Source organism: Salipiger sp. PrR002 (genome assembly GCF_010500775.1).
Lineage (GTDB): Bacteria > Pseudomonadota > Alphaproteobacteria > Rhodobacterales > Rhodobacteraceae > Salipiger.
This window is the reverse complement of the sequence record NZ_JAAGOU010000024.1, coordinates 30,890-50,761: the sequence shown is the minus strand read 5'-3', so window position 1 is coordinate 50,761 and position 19,872 is coordinate 30,890. Positions and strand designations below refer to the sequence as shown.

The following is a 19,872-nucleotide window of genomic DNA, read 5'->3' as shown; positions in this document are numbered from 1 at the left end:
ATGACCACGATCCGAGGCGAGGACATCACCGAAACGATTCGCGCAGCGCTTCAGTACATCGCGGTTTACCACGCGCCGGACTACATGCGGCGCCTCACCGAGGCTTATCGGAGCGAGGAGAGTCCCGCAGCACGGGACGCGATCGGCCAGATCCTGCAAAGCGCGCGGATGGCGGCGCTCGGCCACCGCCCGGTCTGCCAGGACACCGGAATGGTGACGGTCTTCGCGCGCCTCGGTCAGTCGGCGACGATCTCCGGCGACCGGACATTGGAGCAGTGCATCAACGAAGGTGTCCGCCTTGCCTATCTCGACGAGGGCAATCCGCTGCGCGCCTCGATGGTGTCCGACCCGATCTTCGCCCGGCGCAACACCCGCGACAACACCCCGGCCGTGACACACGTGGAGAGCTGTCTTGGTGACAGGCTCGAGCTGATGGTGGCCGCGAAAGGCGGCGGCTCGGAGAACAAGGCGCGCTATGCCATGCTCAACCCCGCTGCCTCGGTCGCCGACTGGGTTGTCGAGACCGTCGAGGGCTTGGGTGCAGGCTGGTGCCCACCCGGGGTGATCTCGGTCGGTGTTGGCGGCAGCGCCGAGAAGGCCATGCTGCTTTCCAAGCGCGCGCTAATGGACGAGATCGACATGCACGACCTGCTGGAGCGCGGCCCCGCAACACCCGAAGAGGAGTTGAGGGTCGAACTCTATCGGCGGATCAACGCCCTGGGGATCGGCGCGCAGGGGCTCGGCGGGCTGACCACGGTGGTCGACGTGAAGGTCACGTCCTACCCGACCCATGCCGCATCGAAGCCGGTGGCGCTGATGCCGCAATGCGCAGCAAACCGGCACGCCAAGGTGACGCTCACCGGCGAGGGGCCGGTCTACCTTGATCCACCCGACCTCTCGCTTTGGCCCGAGATCGACGGCAGCGCGTCTGACAGGACCCTGCGCCGGGTGAATGTCGACACGCTAACCAAGGAGGAAATGGCCCAGTGGCAGCCCGGAGAGACGCTGCTGCTGAGCGGGCACATCCTCACGGGACGCGATGCCGCGCACCGGCGTATCAGCGAGATCCTCACGCGGGGTGAGACGTTACCCTTCTCATTGCAGGGCCGGGTTATTTACTACGTCGGGCCGGTCGATCCGGTCGGCTCCGAGGTGGTGGGCCCCGCCGGGCCGACCACCTCGACCCGGATGGACAGCTACACGCAGATGATGCTCGACCAGGGGCTGCTGTCGATGATCGGCAAGGCAGAGCGCGGGCCCGATGCAGTCGAGCGCATCGCTGCAGCCGGCGCGACCTACCTCATCGCCGTGGGCGGAGCGGCGGTTTTGGTATCGCGGGCGATCCGGGGCGCGCGCATGGTCGCCTTCGAGGACCTCGGCATGGAGGCGGTCCGCGAGTTCGAGATCCGTGATATGCCGGTGACCGTGGCGGTGGACAGCACCGGGCAGTCGGTACACCGGCTCGGCCCGGCGCGCTGGCGCCGAGACCCCGCGCCTGCCGAAAGCTGAACCGACCCTCCTCGCGTCAACCGGAGGGGCCATAGACTGAGCATATGGCCCCCATGACAAACCCGTATTTCCGCTGATCCGCCGCGATGCGGCAGTCTGCAGACCAAGGCGCCTCTGGGCGCAGGTAAAGCCGACGTAAGGAGAGCGCGTTGCTTCAGCACGTTGAAGAAGACTTTCAGGACATTCGCGACGCAGTGCGCGCGCTCTGTGCCCAGTTTCCCGACGAGTACCACCGCAAGATCGACGAGGCCCGCGGCTACCCGGAAGAGTTCGTCGACGCGCTGACCAAAGCGGGCTGGATGGCCGCGCTGATCCCCGAGGACTACGGCGGCTCGGGACTGGGGCTGACCGAGGCCTCGGTGATCATGGAGGAGATCAACCGCGCCGGCGGCAACTCCGGCGCCTGCCACGGCCAGATGTACAACATGAACACGCTCGTGCGGCATGGTTCCGAGGAGCAGCGCCGTCGCATCCTGCCCAAGCTGGCCTCGGGCGAGCTGCGCCTGCAATCCATGGGGGTGACCGAGCCGACCACCGGCACCGATACCACCAAGATCAAGACCACCGCCGTCAAGAAGGGCGACCGCTACGTGATCAACGGGCAGAAGGTTTGGATCAGCCGGGTGCAGCACTCCGACCTGATGATCCTGCTCGCCCGCACCACGCCTCTCTCGGAGGTGAAGAAGAAATCCGAGGGGCTGTCGATCTTCCTCGTCGACATCAAGGAGGCGATGGGCTCGGGCATGGAGGTCCGCCCGATCCCCAACATGGTCAACCACGAGACCAATGAGCTCTTCTTCGACAACCTCGAGATCCCCGAGGAAAACCTGATCGGCGAGGAGGGCAAGGGCTTCAAGTACATCCTCACCGGGCTCAACGCCGAGCGCACGCTGATCGCGGCAGAATGCATCGGTGACGGCTACTGGTTCATCGACCGGGTTTCGAAATACGTCGGCGAGCGTACCGTTTTCGGCCGTCCCATTGGTCAAAACCAGGGCGTGCAGTTCCCCATCGCGGAAAGCTATATCGAGGTCGAGGCCGCAAACCTCATGCGCTACAAGGCCTGCGCGCGCTTCGACGAGGGCAAGCCCTGCGGCGCCGAGGCCAATATGGCCAAGTATCTCGCAGCGAAGGCCAGTTGGGAGGCGGCCAACGCCTGCATCCAGTTCCACGGCGGCTTCGGCTTCGCCTGCGAGTACGACGTCGAGCGCAAGTTCCGCGAAACGCGCCTCTATCAGGTCGCGCCGATCTCGACCAACCTCATCCTGTCCTATGTCGCCGAGCACGTGCTCGGCCTGCCGCGGAGCTTCTGATGACCCTCCCCCTTGCCGGCCTGAAGGTCGTTGCCGTCGAGCAGGCGGTGGCGGCACCTTTCGCCACCTCGCGTCTTGCCGATGCCGGCGCCGAGGTGATCAAGATCGAACGTCCCGAGGGTGACTTCGCGCGCGGCTACGATGCCGTCGCAGCGGGGCAATCGAGCTATTTCGTCTGGCTCAACCGCGGCAAGACCTCGGTCGCGCTCGACCTGCGGTCCGATGGTGGACGCGCGGAACTGGCGCGGCTACTCAAGGATGCCGACGTGCTGGTCCAGAACCTCAAGCGCGGCGCACTTGGCCGACTGGGCTTCACATCCGAGCGCCTCGCCCGCGACTACCCGAAGCTGATAACCTGCTCGATCACCGGCTATGGCGAGGGTGGTCCCATGGCAGACCGCAAGGCCTACGATCTGCTGATCCAGGCGGAGTCGGGGCTCTGCTCGATCACCGGCGGCCCGTCGGAACCAGCGCGCGTTGGCATGTCCATCGTCGATGTCGCCACCGGCGCCACCGCCCATGCCGCCATTCTCGAGGCGCTGATCGCGCGAGGGATCACCGGAAAGGGCACGGCGATCACCGTCTCCATGTTCGACGTCATGGCGGAATGGATGACCGTGCCGCTGCTCAACCACGAGGGCGGTAAGACCCCGCGCCGCGTCGGCATGGCGCATCCTTCGATCTCGCCCTACAGCGCCTTCGAGACCCGTGACGGCCAGCTCATTCTTATCTCAATCCAGAGCGACAGGGAATGGCGGATGCTGTGCGAGCACTTCCTGCAGCGCCCCGAGCTTGGACGCGATCCGCGCTTTGCCACCAACGTCGCGCGGGTGGCCAACCGTCCCGAGACCGATGGCCTCGTCGCCGAGGCCTTCGCCCGGATGAGCCACGACGAGGCTATGGCCGCGCTGGACAGGGCGGATGTGGCCATGGCGTCGGTGAACGATATGGCAGGGCTTTCAACCCATCCCCATCTGAGGCGCATCGAGGTCGACACGCCCAACGGGCCGGTGTCCTACCCTGCACCTGCACCGCGCGTTGCCGGAGAAACCCGCAGCTACGGTCCGGTGCCGGGCCTGCCAGCGCCGCATCTCGAGACGGAGAATTGAGCATGAGCGAAACCATGACCGATCCGGAAATCGACATCGACGCCCTTCGTCGCTGGATCGGCCGGACCGAGACCCGCTCGGAACTGCTCACGCCTGCGCTTGCCGAACGTTTCAACGCCACCTTCGGGCGCAACGGACCACTCGACGCCGGCGCCGAGGCGCCCCTGCTCATCCACCTTTGCCTCACCCAACCAGCTGTGCCCGCAGGCGAACTTGGCCCGGATGGACATCCCACGCGCGGAGGCTTTCTGCCGCCGGTTCCGCTGCCCCGTCGCATGTGGGCCGGCGGTGCCTTCACCTTCCACCGTCCGCTGCGCCTCGGCGCGACGGTCACGCGGCTTTCGACCATCCGCGACGCAGTGCTCAAGCGTGGCCGCACCGGACCGCTCTGTTTCGTCACCGTCGAGCACGAGATTTCAGACGGCGATGGCCCCGCGGTCACCGAGCGCCAGGACATCGTCTATCGCGGTGTCGATACCGGAGCGCCAAAGGCCGAGCCCGACGCCGCCGCGCCCGGCGCGCACCGCAAGGAGATTGCAGCAGATACCGTACTCCTGTTCCGCTACTCCGCGCTCACCTTCAACGGCCATCGCATCCACTATGACCAGCCCTATGTCACCGGTGAGGAAGGCTACCCCGGGCTGATCGTGCACGGCCCGCTGCAGGCGACGCTGCTGGCCCAATATGCCGCCGACCTGCGTGGCGCGATGCCTTCCGAATTCCGCTTCCGAAGTCTGTCCCCGCTTTTCGACACGGCGGACTTCGCGCTGAACGCGCAGGACACCGCGGAAGGCATGAGCCTCTGGACCTCGCGGCCGGGTGGGCCCGTCGCGATGGAGGCAATCGCCCGATGGTAAGCCTCGAGACGCTCCGCGCCCCGCTCTTCGTGCCCGCCGACCGCCCCGACCGCTTCGCCAAGGCGGCGGCCTCGGGCGCCTGCGCGGTGGTCCTCGACCTCGAGGACGCCGTGGCGGTGGAGGCCAAGGACGCGGCCCGCGCCGCGCTCGCCTGCGATTTCACCGATCTTCCCGTCCTGGTCCGGGTCAACCCCGCCGCCACGCCATGGCACACTGCGGACGTCGAGGCCGCCGCCGCCCTGCCCTTTGCAGCAGTCATGCTGCCCAAGGCGGAATGCCCGGATGCCGTCGCCGAGGTCGCGCAGCGGGCGGGCCGTCCGATCCTGCCGCTGATCGAAAGCGCGCGCGGGCTTGCCGCCGCGCGAGAGATCGCCGCCTGTGCGAACGTGCCACGCCTCGCCTTTGGGTCGATCGACTTTTGCGCCGACATCGGTTGCGAGCACCTTCGCGACACTCTGCGCTCGGTGCGGCTCGAACTGGTCATCGCCTCGCGCCTCGCCGGGATCGCCGCGCCGATCGACGGTGTAACCACCGACCTCTCGGACCCCGAAATCACCGAAGACGACAGCCGCCATGCCCGCAGCCTCGGCATGAGCGGGAAGCTCTGCATCCACCCGCGGCAGATCGCACCGATCCGGATCGGCTTTGCCCCGACCGCCGCCGAAAGGGACTGGGCCGCGCGCGTCCTGGCCTCGGGGGACGGGGCGGTTGCAGTGGATGGCGCCATGGTCGACGAGCCGGTGCGCCTGCGCGCCCGCGCCATTCTGGCGAACGCGGGCTGAGTTCAGCCTGGCAGCTTACGCAGGACCCGGACCATGTGCGGCTGGGTGAGCTGGTAGGGCGCCTCGTCGCCGGGGGTCTCGGCCCAGTGCAGGAAGTCCCGGGTCACGGCCTCGGGATCAGCGTCGATGAGGGCCTGGCGCGCAGGGTCCGCCGCGCAGAGATAGGTGACAAAGGCGTCTACGGACGCGAAGCGGCTGATCCGGTCAAGCTGCACATCCTCCACGGTCTCGCAGCGCTGACCGGCACCGAAGCGATCCAGCGCCGCGCGCGCCTGCGCGCGCACCTCCGTTTCGTCGTCAACCCGGCGCATCACCTCGAAGAAGCTGCCCAGGGCCAGCGGCTCGACGACCACAAGAACGCCGTCCGGCCGCAGCAGGCGCCATGCCTCCGCGAGCCCGGCGTCCATCATCCCCTCCGGAACATGGTGCAGGGAATTCAGAAAAACCGCCGCGCCGAAGCTGCCCGCCCGCGCGGGGATGGCCTCGGCCCCCGCCTGCAGAAACTCGGCCCCCGGTGCCCGGCCCCGGGCGATCTCCAGCGTTTCTGCTTGCGGGTCCACACCGGTGACGGCGTAGCCGCGACGCACCAGCGCCGCTGCGAGATCACCCCTGCCGCAGCCAATGTCGATGACGCGGCGCACCTCCTCGGCGGCAAGCACACCGAGGATCTTGGCCGTTACGACGCTGGTCTCGGGCGTCGCCCCCTGCCCCGTCGCCTGGCGGGTCGCGTCGAGCATCTTGCGGCTTGGCATGGGTCTTCTCCTCTGGCCTGGGGGTACCGGGACGGGATGCAGGATCAGACAGTTCTGCCGCCGTCGACCTCAAGGATCACGCCGGTGATGAAATCCGCCTCGTCCGAACCGAGATAGAGCGCGGCATTGGCGACGTCGCGCGGTTCGGAGAAGCGACCCATGGGGATCGTCGCGAGGAACTTCTGCCGGTTTTCTGGGGTGTCAGGCATGCCCATGAATTGTTCGAGCAGCCCGGTGACCCCCATGACCGGCGCAATGCCGCAGACCCTGATCTTGTCCGGCGCCAGCTCGACCGCCAGGGACTTCGTCATGATGTTCACTGCGCCCTTGGACGAGTTGTACCATGTCAGGCCGGGCCGCGGACGGATGCCCGCCACCGATCCGACATTGAGCATCACGCCGCCACCCTGCTTGCGCCAGAGCGGCACGCAGGTCTTGGTCATGTGGAAGACCGACAGCACGTTGATGTCGTAGATCCGCCGGAAAGTTTCTTCGTCGGTTTCCATCAGCGGCCGGTTCGGGTTGGTCCAGCCGGCGTTGTTGACCACGATGTCCAGACTGCCGAAGGCCTCGGTGGTCTGCGCCACCGCCGCCTCGACCTGGTCGGACTTGGACACGTCGCAGGTGACCGCGATGGCGTTCGGCCCGAGTTCCTCGGCCACGGCGCGGGCGCCATCGGCGTTGAGGTCGGCCACGGCGACTTTGGCCCCCTCGCGGATATAGACCTCGGCGATGCCCTTGCCGAAGCCCGAGGCCGCGCCGGTGATCATAGTTGTCTTGCCCTGAAGTCTCACTTTCATTCTCCTAGCCATGTCTTTCGGGCCGGCCCCCGCGGGCCGGCGAAACCTGTCGCAATGTCTTGCAGCCCCGGCGCTCAGCCGTGGTTGTTCACGACCGTCTTGATGTGGGAAAACTCCAGCAATGCCGCGAAGCCCTTCTCGCGGCCGTGGCCGGATTTCCGGATGCCGCCGAAGGGCAGCTCGACACCGCCACCCGCGCCGTAGCCGTTAATGAATACCTGCCCGCAGCGCAGCGCCTTGGCGATACGTTGCTGCCGGGCGCCGTCCTTGGTCCAGACCGCCGCGACCAGCCCGTAGTCGGTGCCATTGGCGATGCGGATGGCCTCGGCCTCGTCGTCGAAGGGGATCATCGCCAGCACCGGGCCAAAGACCTCCTCTTGCGCGATCCGCGCTTCCGGCGCGCAGGGGCCGAAGATGGCGGGGGCAACGTAGTAGCCGCCCTCGGGCGCGTCAGCCGCGATCCCGCCCCGCGCGATCAGCGGCGCATCGGCCTCCGCGATGTAGCCCTCGACCCGGCGCTTCTGCTTGGCCGAAATCAGCGGGCCGAGCACCGCCGCCTCATCCGAAGCGCTGGCCTCGATGCCCTCGAAGGCGGTCTTCAGCTCGGACACGACGCGGTCCCAGAGGCTGCGATGCACCAGCGCCCGCGTGCCCGCCGAACAGGTCTGCCCGCCGTTCTGGATCAGCGCTTTGACGACCACAGGGATCGCCGCGTCGAGATCTGCGTCTTCGAAGAGGATCTGCGGCGACTTGCCGCCCAGTTCCAGCGTGCAGCCGATGAAGTTCCGCGCCGCCGCGGTCTGGATCATCACGCCCACCTCGGGCGAGCCGGTGAACGAGATGAAGTCGATGCCGCGGTGCTCAGACAGCGCCTTGCCGGCGACATCGCCACGCCCGGTGACGATGTTGAGCGCGCCGGGCGGGAAGCCCGCCTCGACCGCCAGCTCGCCGATGCGCAGTGCCGTGAGGCAGGCGTCCTCGGCGGGCTTGAGCACCGTGGCATTGCCCATGGCTAGTGCCGGGGCCACCGAGCGGCCGAACATCTGCGCCGGGTAGTTCCAGGGGATGATGTGGCCGGTGACGCCATGCGGCTCGCGCTGCACCTCGACGTTGTAGCCGGGCTGGAAGGGGATGATCTCGCCATGCACCTTGTCCGCCGCGCCGCCATAGAATTCGAAATATCGCGCGGTCACTTGCATGTCGGCGCGCGCCTGCACGATGGGTTTGCCATTGTCGGCGGACTCGAGCTGCGCCAGTTCCTCGGCATGCTCGAGGATCAGTGCCGAGAGCTTCAGCATGAGCCGGCCACGTTCCGCCGCCGAGAGCTTGCTCCATGCGCCGCCATCGAAGGCAGCACGAGCGGCGGCAACTGCCGCGTCAACGTCCTCGAGGCCACTGTCGGCAATCGTGGTGAAGGGCAGGCCATCGAGCGGCGAAAGCACCTCCATCTCGGCGCCCGAAGCGGCCGGGAGAAAGTCGTTGCCGACGAGGTTCAGGGGTTTCGGCAGCACGAGGCTGCGCGAGCTAACAGGGAAGTCTTTCATGCACTTTTCCTTTCCGGATCGAGCGACCCTTCGCCGACCTCGCCGCGTTCGATGACCAGCGTCCGGCTGGCGAAACCTCGCAACAACGAGGGATTGGATTCAGTAATGATGAGGGTGATGCTGCGGTCGCTGTCGCGCAGGGCGCGCAGCGCGTCGGCGTAGCGCAGGGCCAGCGCCGGTGCGAGGCCTTGGAACGGCTCGTCCAGCATCACTAGCTTCGTGCCGAGCATGAGCGCCCGGGCAAGAGCGACCATTTTGCCCTGCCCGCCCGAGACGTTGCCTGCAGGGCGGCCCGCCATTTCTTTCAGCTCGGGCAGGATGTCGTAGACCTTGTCCAGCCGGCGCTTCGTCTCCGCGGCGCCGAGCCGAGCCGCATCGGCGGGCAGCAGGATGTTCTCCTCGACGGTGAAGGCCGAAAACAGCCGCCTGTCTTCGGGAGAGTAGCCGATCCCCAGTCCCGGGCGCTTGGGTGGCGCCACCGAGGTCAGCGGCTTTCCATCAAAGAGAAGCTCGCCGCGCACCTTTGTGAAGCCCATTATCGTGCGCAGCAGCGTCGTCTTACCCGCGCCGTTGCGTCCGATCAGAGCAAGCGTTTCGCCCGGCTCGATGCGGAAGTTCAGGTCCCGCAGGATCTCGATGATACCGATCGAGGCGGTCACATTGCGAAATTCGAGCATCAGGCCACCTCCTCGCCGATGACGTCCCGGATCACGTCGGGGTGTTCGAGTATCTCTTCCGGCGTGCCGCGCAGTTGCACGTTACCGGCGTTCCAGACCGCCACTTCGTCGGCGTGGCGGGCGACGATGCCCATGTCGTGTTCGACGAAGACCGAGGTGACCCCGGCTTCGGCGAGCGCGCCGACGAGGATCTCCATCACTTCGTGCTTTTGCGACGAGGCCACGCCCGAGGTCGGCTCGTCCATCAGCAACAGGCGCGGTTTCAGCGCCAGTGCCACGGCGATGTCGATCAGCTTGCGCTGCCCTTCCGAGAGCTCGACCACGACCCGCTCCGCCACATCGGAGCAATGCACCAGATCCAGCAGATGCATCATCTCATCACGCTGACGAATGTTGTGCAGGTTCTGCAGCGGGTTGCGCAGCCCCTCGCGGGCCGAGGCCGAGATCAGCAGATTCTCGAGCGCGGTGTGCTCGGTGAACAGCTGCGGGATCTGGAAGGCGCGTGCCACGCCGCGCCGCACGATCTTGCGGGGCGGCAGCGGGGTGATGTCCTCGCCCTCCAGGAAAACCTTGCCCGAGCGCGGCTTCAGCCAGCCGGTGCAGATGTTGAGGAAGGTTGTCTTGCCCGCGCCGTTGGGCCCGATGATGGCGAGGTTGCGCCCGGCCTCGATCTGCATCGAGACATTGTTGGCCGCGGTCACGCCGCCGAACTTGATCATGAGCTCGCGCGTTTCCAAAAGCGGCGGCTTGGCGGCATTCGGCATGTTCATCGCGTTCATTCTGCGTTCTCCCTCGTGCTGGTTCGGCTCTTGCCGCCGCGGAGCATGAGCCCGTCCGCGATGCCCATGATGCCGCCCGGCGCAAAGAGGATTATGACCAGCAGGAAGGCTCCGAGCAGCATTTGCCAAATGTCTCCGGCGTAGGCCGAGGCATATACCCGCACGATCTCGTAGATCAGTGCACCGATGAAGGCCCCGCGCACCGAGCCCGCGCCGCCAAGCACTGCGATGAAGACCATCTCGGCCGAGCGAACCCACCAGACGTATTCCGGTGTCACCACGCCCTGGGTCATCGCCATCAGCGAGCCGCCGACACCACAAAGGATCGCCGAGAGCAGGTATCCCGACAAAAGTACGCGCTTGGGCGAGAGCCCGAGGTATTCGAGCCGCGTCTCGTTGGTCTTGATTGTCTGGAAGACCTGACCCACCGGCGAGGCGAACCAACGTAGCGTGAACCATCCCAGCACAACCATAAGCGCGATCGATAGGTAGAAGATCACCGCCTCGAATCCCGCCCGTTCGAGCGCCATGCCCAGCACCGTGGGACGCGGGAGGCGGATGCCGTCGGCGCCGCCGGTGACGTGGTAGAACTTCTCGAGGATGGACCAGAAGATCATCGAGAACGCGAGGTTCAGCATTCCGAAGAAGATACCGCGGTAGCGCACCACGAAGAGCCCGACCAGCAGCCCGCTCAGCGCCGCGCCGATGACGCCCGCTATCAGCACGAGAATAAGGTCCGCCGCCGGAAGCGAGGCCATCAGGAAGGCCCCGGCATAGGCCGAGATACCAAAGAACAGCGCGTGTCCGAAAGACACCTGGCCAGCCCGCAGCAGCACGGTCACGCCGAGCACGGCAATGCCCTTGGCCAGAGCGAGGTTGATCAGAAGCTGCATCGAGGGCGCGATGAAGGGCACCGCTGCCAGCAACAGCACGGCCAGAAGCGTCAGCAGCGCGCGCAGCGAGGGCATGCCGCCGGATTTGACGGCGCCCCGTGACGTGGAGTGTTGGGAAATATCGCTCATGTCGCGTCCTCAGATCTTGCGGGCGACAGGGCTGCCGAAGAGCCCCTCGGGGCGGACCAGCAGGACCAGCACCATGATGAGATAGGGCACGAGTACGGCAATCTCGGGCCAGACGTAGACGGCGAAGGACCGCCCCAGGCCGATCATCAGCGCAGCGATCGCCGCGCCGCCAATCTGTCCCAAGCCCGCCGTGGCGACCACGGCGAAGGACAGCACGATCATGTCTGCGCCCATGCCCGGCAGGATCGAGGTGGTGGGCGAGGCGAGCGCACCTCCGAGCCCGGCGAGCACCGCGCCGACGACGAAGGTGAAAAGGAACACGCGGTCGGCATCGATGCCGATGGACTGCGCGGCCTCGCGATCCTCTGTGGTGGCGAGGATGAGCTTGCCAATCACCGTATGGCGCAGGAAAAAGCGCAGCCCGAAGAGAAGGCCGATCGCGACCAGCGGCAGCAGGATCAATTGGTAGACCGTGTAGGTCACGCCAAAGAGCGTCACATTGCCGAGCGCCTGCAGCGCGCTGGCCTGGAAATAGGGCTGCGTGCCCCAGACGAGACGCTGAACGTCCTCGAGGATCATGAACACCGCGAACGTGACCAGAAGCTGCAGCACCTCGGGCTTGTCGTAGATGCGCCGCAGCAGCAGCCACTCGATTGGTCCGCCCAGCAGCACGCCCACCAGGACCGCCGACACGAGCATCAGCGGGAAGGCGAACACCGGGGCGAAGCCGAGCGCGAGGAAGAATCCGGTCAGCGAGACCGTGGCATAGGCCCCGATTGCGTAGAGCGAGCCATGGGCAACATTCAGGATGCGCATCACGCCGAAGATCAGGGTCAGTCCGAGCGCGACGATGAAGACCAGCGCTGCGTAGGAGATTCCGTCGAAAAGCGCGAGCAGGAAGATGGTCAGGTTCATGAGACTGCCTCTTTTTGGTGGGCCGTTCGAATGTGTCGCGGGAGAGCGCCCGGGCGCTCTGAATGGCCCAAATCGGCCGGCAACCGGCTTGGGTCGTCAGATCAGCCCAGCACGAACGCCGGCCATGTCGAGAGCCCGTCCGGCGCGTGCGCCGGACGGGAGCGCATCAGTTCTCGTAGGTTTCGACCGACAGCCCGTCGGCGAAGCTCGCATCGAGGCCCTTGATCCAGTCGATCGAGGTCTCGCCCACCGGAGGCAGCAGCCCTTCGCCGTCGAAGATCATGATGTTCTCGAGGGTCGCGAACGGGTACTCGCCGGTCTGCGCGCTGGTGCCCATGAGCTGTGACTCGACGCCCTGGTGATCCTCGCGCAGGTGCAGCGCGCGGCCGAGGCCTTGAAATTTGAGTCCGTCGAGCGCCGCCAGCAACTGCTCCTCGTCCGGCCAGTCAACGCCGTTGTCGGCAATGGCCTTCTCGTAAGCGGTCTTCAGCGCCGAAAAGGCTTGGCTGGCATGGAAGACCGAATAGACGGGGATGTCGCCGGTGGCTTCCTTGTACTGTTCCATGAACCCTTTGAAGTCGGGGTCATCACGGCGCTCGGGGTGCAGGAAGTAGTGATCGCCGCGCGCGCCGACGATGTGGCCTGCGGGCAGGCTGCTGCCGAGACGCTCGAGCGAGCTTTCGGCCAGCGGCAGCACGAAGGTCGAGGTATTCATCAGCCCGCGCTGGAAGGCCTGCTGCACGAAGGTGTCGAGATCGCCGCCCCAGGATGTCGAGAGCACCACGTCCGGACGCAGCGCCTGCAGACGCGAGATCTCGGTCGAGAAGTCCGGCGCGCCGAACTTGGGAAAGAACTCGCCCACCACTTCCACGTCGGGCTTCATCACTTCGAGCGCGGTGTGGAAAATGTCCCAGCTGTCGCGGCCCCAGGCGTAGTCCTGGTTCACCACCGCGATCGTCTTGAAATCCGGGTGGGTCTTCAGGAGGTAGGCCACAGCCGCGAGCATCTCGGACGTCGCGTTGCCCTGCGGGCGGAAGACGTAGTCATAGCTGTCTTCCTCGAAGATGCGCTGCGTGCCGCAGTCCCACATCAGGTTCGGCACCTTCAGGTCCTCTGCCAGCGGCGCGAGGGTCTGGCAGTTGCCAGAGGAGATCGAGGCGAGCATCACTTCGGCGCCCTCTGTCTGCGCCACGCGGCGGTATTCCGAGGTGAGCGCCTCGGCGCCGGCGCCCTCGTCGATGTAGGTCACTTCGATGGGCACCCCATTGATGCCGCCCTCGGCGTTGAGGTTCTCGACGAAGATGTTCATCGCATCGCGCGCCGGAACGCCGAACACCGAGGCCGGGCCGGTCAGGAACGTTGTCATGCCGATCTTCAACGCCTCGGGCTTGTCCGCGGCCACCGCGGCCAGCGGCATCGCCACGCAGAGCGCAGATGTGGTCAGTAGCTTCTTCATGTTGGTCTCCTCCCTGTTTCAGTCCCGATCAGCGAATTGCGATCGGGTTGATGATCATCTGCACGGCGCCCTGCAGTCGGGCCTGTCCAAGCACGAACAGGAACTCGTGCACGCCGTCCTCGGCGAGCGCGCGGGTGTCCATGTTCTCGAGGATGTAGATGCCGTGTTCGGGCTGCAGAATCTGGTGTGCGCGGAATGCCTGTCCTTCGGTTTCCGCCGGGACCACCTCCATGCCCCAGGTGTCGGCACCCACGGCCATGACACCGATCTCGGCCAGGTATTCCGCCCCGCTCACTCCGACGCCGGGCTCGACCGCGCCGAAGCGTTCCGGATCCGGCGAGTCGCCATCGAGCAGGTCCATCCAGTTCGAGTTGAACAGAACCACATCCCCCTCGCGCAGTTCGACGCCCTGCGCGTCCGCCGCGGCCTGGATGTCCTCCTGTGTGTAGGCCGTACCCTCCTCGACCATGTCGGTGCCGTAGTAGGCCGCCATATCCAGCAGCACGCCGCGGCCGACGAGGCCAGGCAGCTTTTCGAGCCCCAGTTCAGTGAGGCCCGATGCCGGAGCGAAGTCGCCATAGGTCCGGCCGCCGTAATAGACATGATCGACCCCGGCATGACCGAGCCCGTCGATCTGCGGCCCAATGCCGAGCCAGCCCATGAAAATGTCGTCGTTATAGGTGAAGTTGTTCTCACCAAGGCCCGAATTACCGTTCTGACCCGGCTGCAGCACCGTCAGCGACAGGCTGCGCGGCGGAAAGGCCGGCGTGTCCGGTCCGACGATCATGCCAAGGCTGTAGACCTTGCCCTCGGTGACCAACTCGGCGGCCATCTTCACCCGCTCGGGGGTCATCAGGTTCGCCGCGCCGAGCTGGTCATCGGCGCCCCACTGACTTTGCGTCCAGTCCTGCGCCGACGCGGTCTGCATCGAGAACGTCAGCGCGAGCCCGGCAACGACCAGACCAAGGCCTTTCATCAATGCGCCGTCGATTGCGCTCTCTGCTTTTGATTGAGTCCTCATAGCTTCCTCCCAGAGCCCGAGATGTGATGGAGCGTAGGGTCAGAGCGTGAACCGCCGCCAATACGTTGGCGCAATTCCGGTCATAGGTTTAAGCTATGCCCCTAGGGAAAGGTGTTTCGACCCTCGCCCGAAGCCTTAGCCTGAGCATTAGAGGAGCCGCTCAGGCTTATGGGAGGAGAGAAGGATGAAGATCGAAGCTGCCGTGCTCTTGCACGGGGGAGTGGAGCGCGATTTCGAGGCCGCGAATGCGCTGGAGGTGCGCGAGCTCGACCTCGCCGCGCCCGGGCCGGGCGAGGTGCGAATCCGCGTCGCCGCGGCGGGCGTGTGCCATTCCGACCTGTCGGTGATCAACGGCACGCGGCCGCGCCCGGTGCCGATGGTTCTGGGGCACGAGGCGTCGGGCTTCGTCGAGGAGGTCGGCGCGGGGGTCGACGATCTTGCCCCCGGGGATCATGTTGTCTGCATCTTCGCGCCGGGGTGCGGCAGCTGCCTGCCCTGCGCCGAAGGACGGCCCGCGCTTTGCACCCGCGCGGCGAAGCACCATGGCGTCGGCGAGCTGATGACCGGACACCGCCGCCTGTCGATGGACGGCGCGCCGGTAAATCACCACGTCGGGGTTTCCGCTTTTGCCACCCATGCCGTTCTTGCGCGCCAATCGCTGGTGAAGGTCGAAGCTGACCTGCCCCCACACATCTCGGCGCTGTTTTCTTGCGCCATGCTCACCGGCGCGGGCGCCGTGTTCAACACCGCGCGGGTGATGCCCGGCTCGAAGGTCGCGGTCTTCGGGCTCGGCGGCGTCGGCCTGTCGGCCATCCTCGGCGCGGTGGCGGCCGGCGCGGGCGAGATCATCGCCATTGATCCGTTCGAAACGAAGATGCAGACCGCGGTTGAGATGGGCGCGACCCGCACCGTGAAGGCCGACGAACACACAATTGAAGCCGTGCGCGACGCCACGGGCGGCGGCGTCGATGTGGCGATCGAGCTTGCCGGTTCGACCAAAGCGCTGGAGACCGCCTGGGGCTGCACCTGCCGCGGTGGCACGACCGTCACCGCCGGCCTGCCCCACCCCGACGCCCGCATGTCCCTCAACGCGCTTCAACTGGTGGCCGAAGAACGCACACTCAAGGGCAGTTACATCGGTTCCTGCGTACCGCAAAGAGACTTGCCTCGCATGTTCTCTTTGCACGCGCAGGGCAAGCTACCGGTCGAGAAAATGCTGACGCATCGAATGAGACTGCGCGACATCAACCGCGCGATGGACCAGCTCGACCAGGGCACCGCCATCCGCCAGGTGATCGAGTTCGGCGGATGATCGACATTAGACAGCTACGCTATTTTCTCGCCATCGCCGATTCGCCGTCGATTTCGGCGGCGGCGCACAGCATCGGGGTTGCTCAGCCCTCGCTGTCACAGCACATCCAGCGCATGGAGGAGGAACTGGGTGTCAAGCTGATGGACCGCTCGCCGCGCGGCACGCTGCTGACGCAGGAGGGTCATGTCTTCGTCGAGCACGCGCGGAAGATTTGCGATAGCCTCGACCGCTGCATCGACGACATGCGAGAGCTCGGCGGCGTGGTCCGCGGACGGGTGGGTTTCGGCATGCCCCCGTCATGCTCGATGGTCATGTCGGTGCCGCTAGCTGAAACGGTCCGGCTGGAGCTGCCCGATGTGCGCCTGCGCGCGGTCGAGGCGATGAGCGGCTATCTGAAGACTTGGATCGAGGATGGCACGGTGGACATCGGGTTTCTTTATGACCTGACCGATGCCGGGCATTTGCGGGCGACACATGTGATGGACGAGGAACTGTTCTTCTATTCGGCCCCCGACGCCTGGCCCCTCGATACCCCGCCCGGCGCGCCGGTGCCACTGGCCGAACTGCAACCGCTCGATATGATCCTCACGTCGAACGGGCTGCGCAATATGATCGAGGGTTATTGCAGCAAGCACGGGATCAAGCTGAACGTGGTGGTCGAGATGGACGCGATGACTCAGATCAAGGAGTTGGTCGCGCGCGGCTCGGGTTACACGATTTTTGCCCCCGTCGCCGCGCAGGACTTCGTCAAACGAGGCGAGCTGCTGCGCGCCCCGATCATTGCCCCCACGATGATGCGCCCGGTCTACCTCGTGTCGAACCCGGCCCGGGTCATGACGCGGGCCTGCCGCGCGGTAGAACAGGTCACGCTCGACGTCGCGCGCGAATTGGTCCAACGCGGCATCTGGGAAGCCAGTCTGGTTTAATGCCCCAGCTTTACGCGCGGATCAGCGCGCCAATGTCGCGGGCGGGAACGCTACGCGGGTCGGCATCGATCCGCTCAGCCATGGCCAGCAGCGGCGCGGCGCGCACACCGAGCACCGTCCGGGCTTTGCCAGCAACGCGCTGCATCAGCTCGGCCGGAGGCACGGGAGCGGCGAGGTCGTGCCTGTAGGTGAGCTGAGTTCCGTCTCGCAGAACCAGCGTGCCCTCGCCCTGCTGATCACTGAGCGTAGGGTCGCCCGTGATCTCTACCTTGCGTGCGAAGGCTGCCAATATGGGATCGGCCGCGAGGGCATCTGTGTAGAGCCCGCCCTCACCGGTCTCGAGCCCACTCAGCACCATCCCCGCCAGCCAGACATAGCTGAACTTCACCTCGAGCCCGGTGCGCGGTGCTTTCAGGTCGCAGACCTTGAGCCAGCGCGGGTTGGTCCTGACATGCAGCCTCTCGACCTGCTCGATATCGACCTGCGCGGCAATCGCACGCAGCCCCTCGATCATCGCGTGCAGGCCGTGGCAGCAAGCGTGGAACTTGTAGCGGTTGTCCATGAACCGCATGTCGGACAATCCGTAGATGAACGGCTCCGGCGCGTCGGCATGAGTCTCGACGAACCCCTGCTGCCCGAAAACGCCATCGTCCGGCGAACTCAGCCCCAGCGCCGCGAGCTGTACCGCCTCGACGCCATTGGATGCCGCAATGCCCGCGTTCAGCGGCTTTCCCATGGTGCCAAACTGGCTCTTGAGCCCCGACGCCCGTGTCGCACAGAGCCCGAGCGCCGCGCGCATCTGCGCATCGTCGAGCTTCGCAATGCGTCCGGCTGCGAGCGTCGCGCCAAAAGCCCCAGCCGTCGCCGTCTGATGAAAGCCGCGATTGTAATGCGCCAAGCCAAGCACACGGCCAAGGCGTATTGCGCCTTCGGCCCCGACGAAAAACGCTGTGACAAGCTCCTCCGCCGAGGCATCCTGCGCCTCTGCCATGGCCAGCGCCGCGGGGTAGATGCCGACCGAAAGGTGACCGACGTGGTCAAAATGTGTATCGTCGTAATCCAGCGCATGAGAGATGGTGCCATTGACCATCGCCGCTGTTCGCGCCGGCGCATGGCTGCCGCCGAAGACCGAAACCTCGGCGGACGCTTGCCCCTCCGACGCGGCAAAGCTGCGTATCTTCGTGGCCACGGGCTCGGACGCCCCGGCGATGCCGCAGATCAGCCAGTCGACCAGCGAAACGCGGGCCAGCGCGAGGGCCTCTGCCGGGCAGTGGGCCAGCGGCAGCGCCGCCAGCTCGATTAGTGCATCAAGCGGTTCTGCGACGGCGTTTTCCCGCGTGGCGACATGTGCTTGGAGCATGGGGCGACCTCTTGTGTTTATCACCCGTAGCATCACGTTCAGGTCCTTCGCGAACCAATAGTTCTTGGCTCTGTCGGCCATAGAAGGAAGTTCTGACCAGCGATGCGAAGGGTGGATGTGGCTTAAACAATAGCAGGAAAGTTCGCGATGCGCCGGTGTATGGCAAGGAACTTGGTCGACTTTCGCGGGTCGGCAGCGACCGATAACGCTGAATTATGTAGCCATATCAAGCCTCGAATCTGACCCGAGGTCTCTTCCTTTGGCCGCGATCACGCACTCTTACGGCCGTCAGGCCCGCGCCTTGCGCGCAGACAGAACCTCTTCGGCCGAAGGCGTCGCCAAGTCGAAGTAGTCCAGTGTGCCGGCGTATCCGTTCCCGCCCATGCGCCCGATCGCGTCGAGCTTTTCGTGGTCCGAATAGTATGTCCCAAGGTCAATCACGTCCTCGCGTACGTGCGCCATGACGATCTGCCCGAGGATGATCTCCCGGGCCGAGCTGACCTCGATCCCGAGGTAGCGGCGGCATTCAAAAGCGACCGGCGCCTCGGCGATCCGCGGGCAGGCAACCTTCTCACCGGGAACTGCGGTGAGCCCCGCCATCTCGAGTTCGTCCACCTCGGGGCCGAAAGCGGCCGCCGTCACCGACATCGTCCCAACGTTGGCGCGATCGACGATGTTCACGGTGAAGCACTCGGTCATCCGGATGTTGTAGGCCGTGTCCTTGAAGCTGCGGTCGGGCTTGTTCTCGACACCAAGTGCAAGGATGGGCGGATCGGCGGACAGGCAGTTGAAGAAGGAATAAGGCGCGGCGTTGACCACGCCTTCGGGTGAAACCGTCGTGACCCAGGCAATCGGGCGCGGCACGATCGTGCCGATCATAACCTTGTAGGCCTCGCGGGGTGTCAGCTCCGCGAAGTTGAGCGCGTGGTGCGTCACGTCGCAAGCTCCTTTCCGTAGCGGGACAGGATCGATGAGACGCTGTCCGGTTTCTGCTCAAGTTCGGCCCGCCCGGCAACGGCACCCAGGTGATGGTCCATGATCTGCGTCGCACGGGCGGCATCGCCGGCGCGGATCGCCTGGATGATCTGCGAATGTTCATCCACGGCGCAGTCCGACGAGTGGGACTTGGCGTACATCGCCATGATCAGCGAGCAGCGCAGCACCACCTCGCCGACGTAGCGCGACAGCACAGCGTTGCCGGTCAGCTCGGCGAGCAGCGTGTGGAACTCGCCGGCAAGCCGGATCGAGACCGGTCCGTCCTTTCCGCGCACGCTCTCCTCGCTGCGCACATGCGCCTCGAGCTGGTCGAAGCCGCTGGAGGGGATGCGCTCGACGAGGATGCGGATGACCTCAGCCTCGAGCGCGCGGCGGACCTCGAAAATCTGCTTGGCCTCTTCCAGCGAGGGCTCCGCGACGAAGGCGCCGCGGTTGCGCCGGGTGACCACCAGACCCTCGTTCTCGAGCCGCACCAAGGCGTGGCGCACGATGGTCCGGCTCACGCCAAACTGCTCGCCCACCGTGTCCTCGGGCAGCCGCATGCCCGGCTTCAGGGCCTGCTCGATGATGGCGCGCTTGAGCAGCGTGTGCACGGCGTCGGTGAGTGTCGTTTTTTCGGTCATGGCCCGGAGCCTTGTCGCATTCCTTTGCACTCACCTAGCGTATCCAAGCGATCTCGTCAATTGGATACAATTTGCTTGCAAAGCGAGATACGATGCCGCATCAATCCAGCATCGTATCC

At 65.8% G+C, this 19,872-nt stretch carries 19 protein-coding genes; 7 read left to right on the top strand and 12 right to left on the bottom strand.

Going from position 1 to position 19,872, the window contains the following annotated elements:
- The 5 genes from G0A00_RS19450 to G0A00_RS19430 all read left to right on the top strand — a co-directional run bounded on the left by G0A00_RS19450 (position 1) and on the right by G0A00_RS19430 (position 5,570).
- Positions 1–1,509: a fumarate hydratase gene (locus G0A00_RS19450; protein ID WP_164183793.1), complete on the top strand. Its 1,509-nt coding sequence runs from the start codon at positions 1–3 to the stop codon at positions 1,507–1,509.
- Between the two features lie 149 nt (positions 1,510–1,658).
- Positions 1,659–2,822 (top strand): acyl-CoA dehydrogenase family protein, encoded by a 1,164-nt coding sequence (locus G0A00_RS19445; RefSeq protein ID WP_164183795.1) that lies wholly within the window; start codon positions 1,659–1,661, stop codon positions 2,820–2,822.
- Complete coding sequence (locus G0A00_RS19440; protein ID WP_164183797.1) at positions 2,822–3,931, top strand: CaiB/BaiF CoA-transferase family protein; 1,110 nt, start codon at positions 2,822–2,824, stop codon at positions 3,929–3,931. Before G0A00_RS19445 ends, G0A00_RS19440 begins: the two co-directional genes overlap by 1 nt.
- Positions 3,932–3,933: 2 nt before the next feature.
- The gene (locus G0A00_RS19435) at positions 3,934–4,788 is read left to right on the top strand and encodes a MaoC family dehydratase N-terminal domain-containing protein (protein WP_235953205.1); all 855 of its coding nucleotides are present in this window, start codon (positions 3,934–3,936) and stop codon (positions 4,786–4,788) included.
- Positions 4,782–5,570: a CoA ester lyase gene (locus tag G0A00_RS19430; protein ID WP_164183799.1), complete on the top strand. Its 789-nt coding sequence runs from the start codon at positions 4,782–4,784 to the stop codon at positions 5,568–5,570. Before G0A00_RS19435 ends, G0A00_RS19430 begins: the two co-directional genes overlap by 7 nt.
- Positions 5,571–5,572: 2 nt before the next feature.
- Here G0A00_RS19430 and G0A00_RS19425 read toward each other — a convergent pair whose 3' ends face one another.
- From G0A00_RS19425 to G0A00_RS19385, 9 genes are all read right to left on the bottom strand, one after another.
- Positions 5,573–6,322: a bifunctional 2-polyprenyl-6-hydroxyphenol methylase/3-demethylubiquinol 3-O-methyltransferase UbiG gene (locus tag G0A00_RS19425; RefSeq protein ID WP_164183801.1), complete on the bottom strand. Its 750-nt coding sequence runs from the start codon at positions 6,320–6,322 to the stop codon at positions 5,573–5,575.
- A gap of 44 nt (positions 6,323–6,366) precedes the next feature.
- Positions 6,367–7,116: an SDR family oxidoreductase gene (locus tag G0A00_RS19420; RefSeq protein WP_368667721.1), complete on the bottom strand. Its 750-nt coding sequence runs from the start codon at positions 7,114–7,116 to the stop codon at positions 6,367–6,369.
- 80 nt (positions 7,117–7,196) lie between these two features.
- Complete coding sequence (locus G0A00_RS19415; protein ID WP_164183804.1) at positions 7,197–8,666, bottom strand: aldehyde dehydrogenase family protein; 1,470 nt, start codon at positions 8,664–8,666, stop codon at positions 7,197–7,199.
- Positions 8,663–9,343 (bottom strand): ABC transporter ATP-binding protein, encoded by a 681-nt coding sequence (locus G0A00_RS19410; RefSeq protein WP_164183806.1) that lies wholly within the window; start codon positions 9,341–9,343, stop codon positions 8,663–8,665. Before G0A00_RS19410 ends, G0A00_RS19415 begins: the two co-directional genes overlap by 4 nt.
- Positions 9,343–10,122, bottom strand: coding sequence for an ABC transporter ATP-binding protein (locus G0A00_RS19405; RefSeq protein ID WP_235953206.1), 780 nt, complete (start codon positions 10,120–10,122; stop codon positions 9,343–9,345). The genes G0A00_RS19410 and G0A00_RS19405 overlap by 1 nt, the downstream gene beginning before the upstream one ends.
- On the bottom strand, positions 10,119–11,144 hold the full coding sequence (locus G0A00_RS19400) for a branched-chain amino acid ABC transporter permease (RefSeq protein ID WP_164183808.1): 1,026 nt from the start codon (positions 11,142–11,144) through the stop codon (positions 10,119–10,121). Before G0A00_RS19400 ends, G0A00_RS19405 begins: the two co-directional genes overlap by 4 nt.
- Before the next feature lie 9 nt (positions 11,145–11,153).
- Positions 11,154–12,059, bottom strand: coding sequence for a branched-chain amino acid ABC transporter permease (locus G0A00_RS19395; protein WP_164183810.1), 906 nt, complete (start codon positions 12,057–12,059; stop codon positions 11,154–11,156).
- A gap of 166 nt (positions 12,060–12,225) precedes the next feature.
- Complete coding sequence (locus tag G0A00_RS19390; protein ID WP_164183812.1) at positions 12,226–13,515, bottom strand: ABC transporter substrate-binding protein; 1,290 nt, start codon at positions 13,513–13,515, stop codon at positions 12,226–12,228.
- Positions 13,516–13,543: 28 nt separating this feature from the next.
- Positions 13,544–14,536 (bottom strand): cyclase family protein, encoded by a 993-nt coding sequence (locus G0A00_RS19385; RefSeq protein ID WP_203595440.1) that lies wholly within the window; start codon positions 14,534–14,536, stop codon positions 13,544–13,546.
- Between the two features lie 184 nt (positions 14,537–14,720).
- Here G0A00_RS19385 and G0A00_RS19380 point away from each other — a divergent pair, with 184 nt between their 5' ends.
- Positions 14,721–15,848 carry a zinc-dependent alcohol dehydrogenase family protein gene (locus tag G0A00_RS19380; protein WP_164183816.1) on the top strand — a complete coding sequence of 376 codons (1,128 nt, stop codon included), beginning with the start codon at positions 14,721–14,723 and terminating at the stop codon, positions 15,846–15,848.
- Positions 15,845–16,774, top strand: coding sequence for a LysR family transcriptional regulator (locus tag G0A00_RS19375; protein ID WP_164183818.1), 930 nt, complete (start codon positions 15,845–15,847; stop codon positions 16,772–16,774). Before G0A00_RS19380 ends, G0A00_RS19375 begins: the two co-directional genes overlap by 4 nt.
- Positions 16,775–16,784: 10 nt before the next feature.
- On the opposite strand, the gene G0A00_RS19370 is transcribed toward G0A00_RS19375, so the two are convergent.
- The 3 genes from G0A00_RS19370 to G0A00_RS19360 form a co-directional block, all read right to left on the bottom strand.
- Positions 16,785–18,134, bottom strand: a complete 1,350-nt coding sequence (locus G0A00_RS19370) for an MmgE/PrpD family protein (protein ID WP_164183820.1) — start codon at positions 18,132–18,134, stop codon at positions 16,785–16,787.
- Positions 18,135–18,422: 288 nt separating this feature from the next.
- A complete protein-coding gene (locus G0A00_RS19365) occupies positions 18,423–19,070 on the bottom strand; it encodes a flavin reductase family protein (RefSeq protein ID WP_368667717.1) in 648 nt (215 codons plus the stop codon).
- A complete protein-coding gene (locus G0A00_RS19360; protein ID WP_164183822.1) occupies positions 19,067–19,753 on the bottom strand; it encodes a GntR family transcriptional regulator in 687 nt (228 codons plus the stop codon). Before G0A00_RS19360 ends, G0A00_RS19365 begins: the two co-directional genes overlap by 4 nt.
- Positions 19,754–19,872 lie beyond the last annotated feature (119 nt).

What these genes read in the sequence shown, in the direction of transcription:
- G0A00_RS19425 (WP_164183801.1), bottom strand. Translation starts at nt 6,322, where the DNA reads ATGCCAAGCCGCAAGATGCTCGACGCGACCCGCCAGGCGACGGGGCAG.
- G0A00_RS19360 (WP_164183822.1), bottom strand. Translation starts at nt 19,753, where the DNA reads ATGACCGAAAAAACGACACTCACCGACGCCGTGCACACGCTGCTCAAG.
- G0A00_RS19390 (WP_164183812.1), bottom strand. Translation starts at nt 13,515, where the DNA reads ATGAAGAAGCTACTGACCACATCTGCGCTCTGCGTGGCGATGCCGCTG.
- G0A00_RS19395 (WP_164183810.1), bottom strand. Translation starts at nt 12,059, where the DNA reads ATGAACCTGACCATCTTCCTGCTCGCGCTTTTCGACGGAATCTCCTAC.
- G0A00_RS19375 (WP_164183818.1), top strand. Translation starts at nt 15,845, where the DNA reads ATGATCGACATTAGACAGCTACGCTATTTTCTCGCCATCGCCGATTCG.
- G0A00_RS19415 (WP_164183804.1), bottom strand. Translation starts at nt 8,666, where the DNA reads ATGAAAGACTTCCCTGTTAGCTCGCGCAGCCTCGTGCTGCCGAAACCC.
- G0A00_RS19380 (WP_164183816.1), top strand. Translation starts at nt 14,721, where the DNA reads ATGAAGATCGAAGCTGCCGTGCTCTTGCACGGGGGAGTGGAGCGCGAT.
- G0A00_RS19370 (WP_164183820.1), bottom strand. Translation starts at nt 18,134, where the DNA reads ATGCTCCAAGCACATGTCGCCACGCGGGAAAACGCCGTCGCAGAACCG.
- G0A00_RS19405 (WP_235953206.1), bottom strand. Translation starts at nt 10,122, where the DNA reads ATGAACGCGATGAACATGCCGAATGCCGCCAAGCCGCCGCTTTTGGAA.
- G0A00_RS19400 (WP_164183808.1), bottom strand. Translation starts at nt 11,144, where the DNA reads ATGAGCGATATTTCCCAACACTCCACGTCACGGGGCGCCGTCAAATCC.
- G0A00_RS19440 (WP_164183797.1), top strand. Translation starts at nt 2,822, where the DNA reads ATGACCCTCCCCCTTGCCGGCCTGAAGGTCGTTGCCGTCGAGCAGGCG.
- G0A00_RS19450 (WP_164183793.1), top strand. Translation starts at nt 1, where the DNA reads ATGACCACGATCCGAGGCGAGGACATCACCGAAACGATTCGCGCAGCG.
- G0A00_RS19435 (WP_235953205.1), top strand. Translation starts at nt 3,934, where the DNA reads ATGAGCGAAACCATGACCGATCCGGAAATCGACATCGACGCCCTTCGT.
- G0A00_RS19385 (WP_203595440.1), bottom strand. Translation starts at nt 14,536, where the DNA reads ATGAGGACTCAATCAAAAGCAGAGAGCGCAATCGACGGCGCATTGATG.
- G0A00_RS19410 (WP_164183806.1), bottom strand. Translation starts at nt 9,343, where the DNA reads ATGCTCGAATTTCGCAATGTGACCGCCTCGATCGGTATCATCGAGATC.
- G0A00_RS19430 (WP_164183799.1), top strand. Translation starts at nt 4,782, where the DNA reads ATGGTAAGCCTCGAGACGCTCCGCGCCCCGCTCTTCGTGCCCGCCGAC.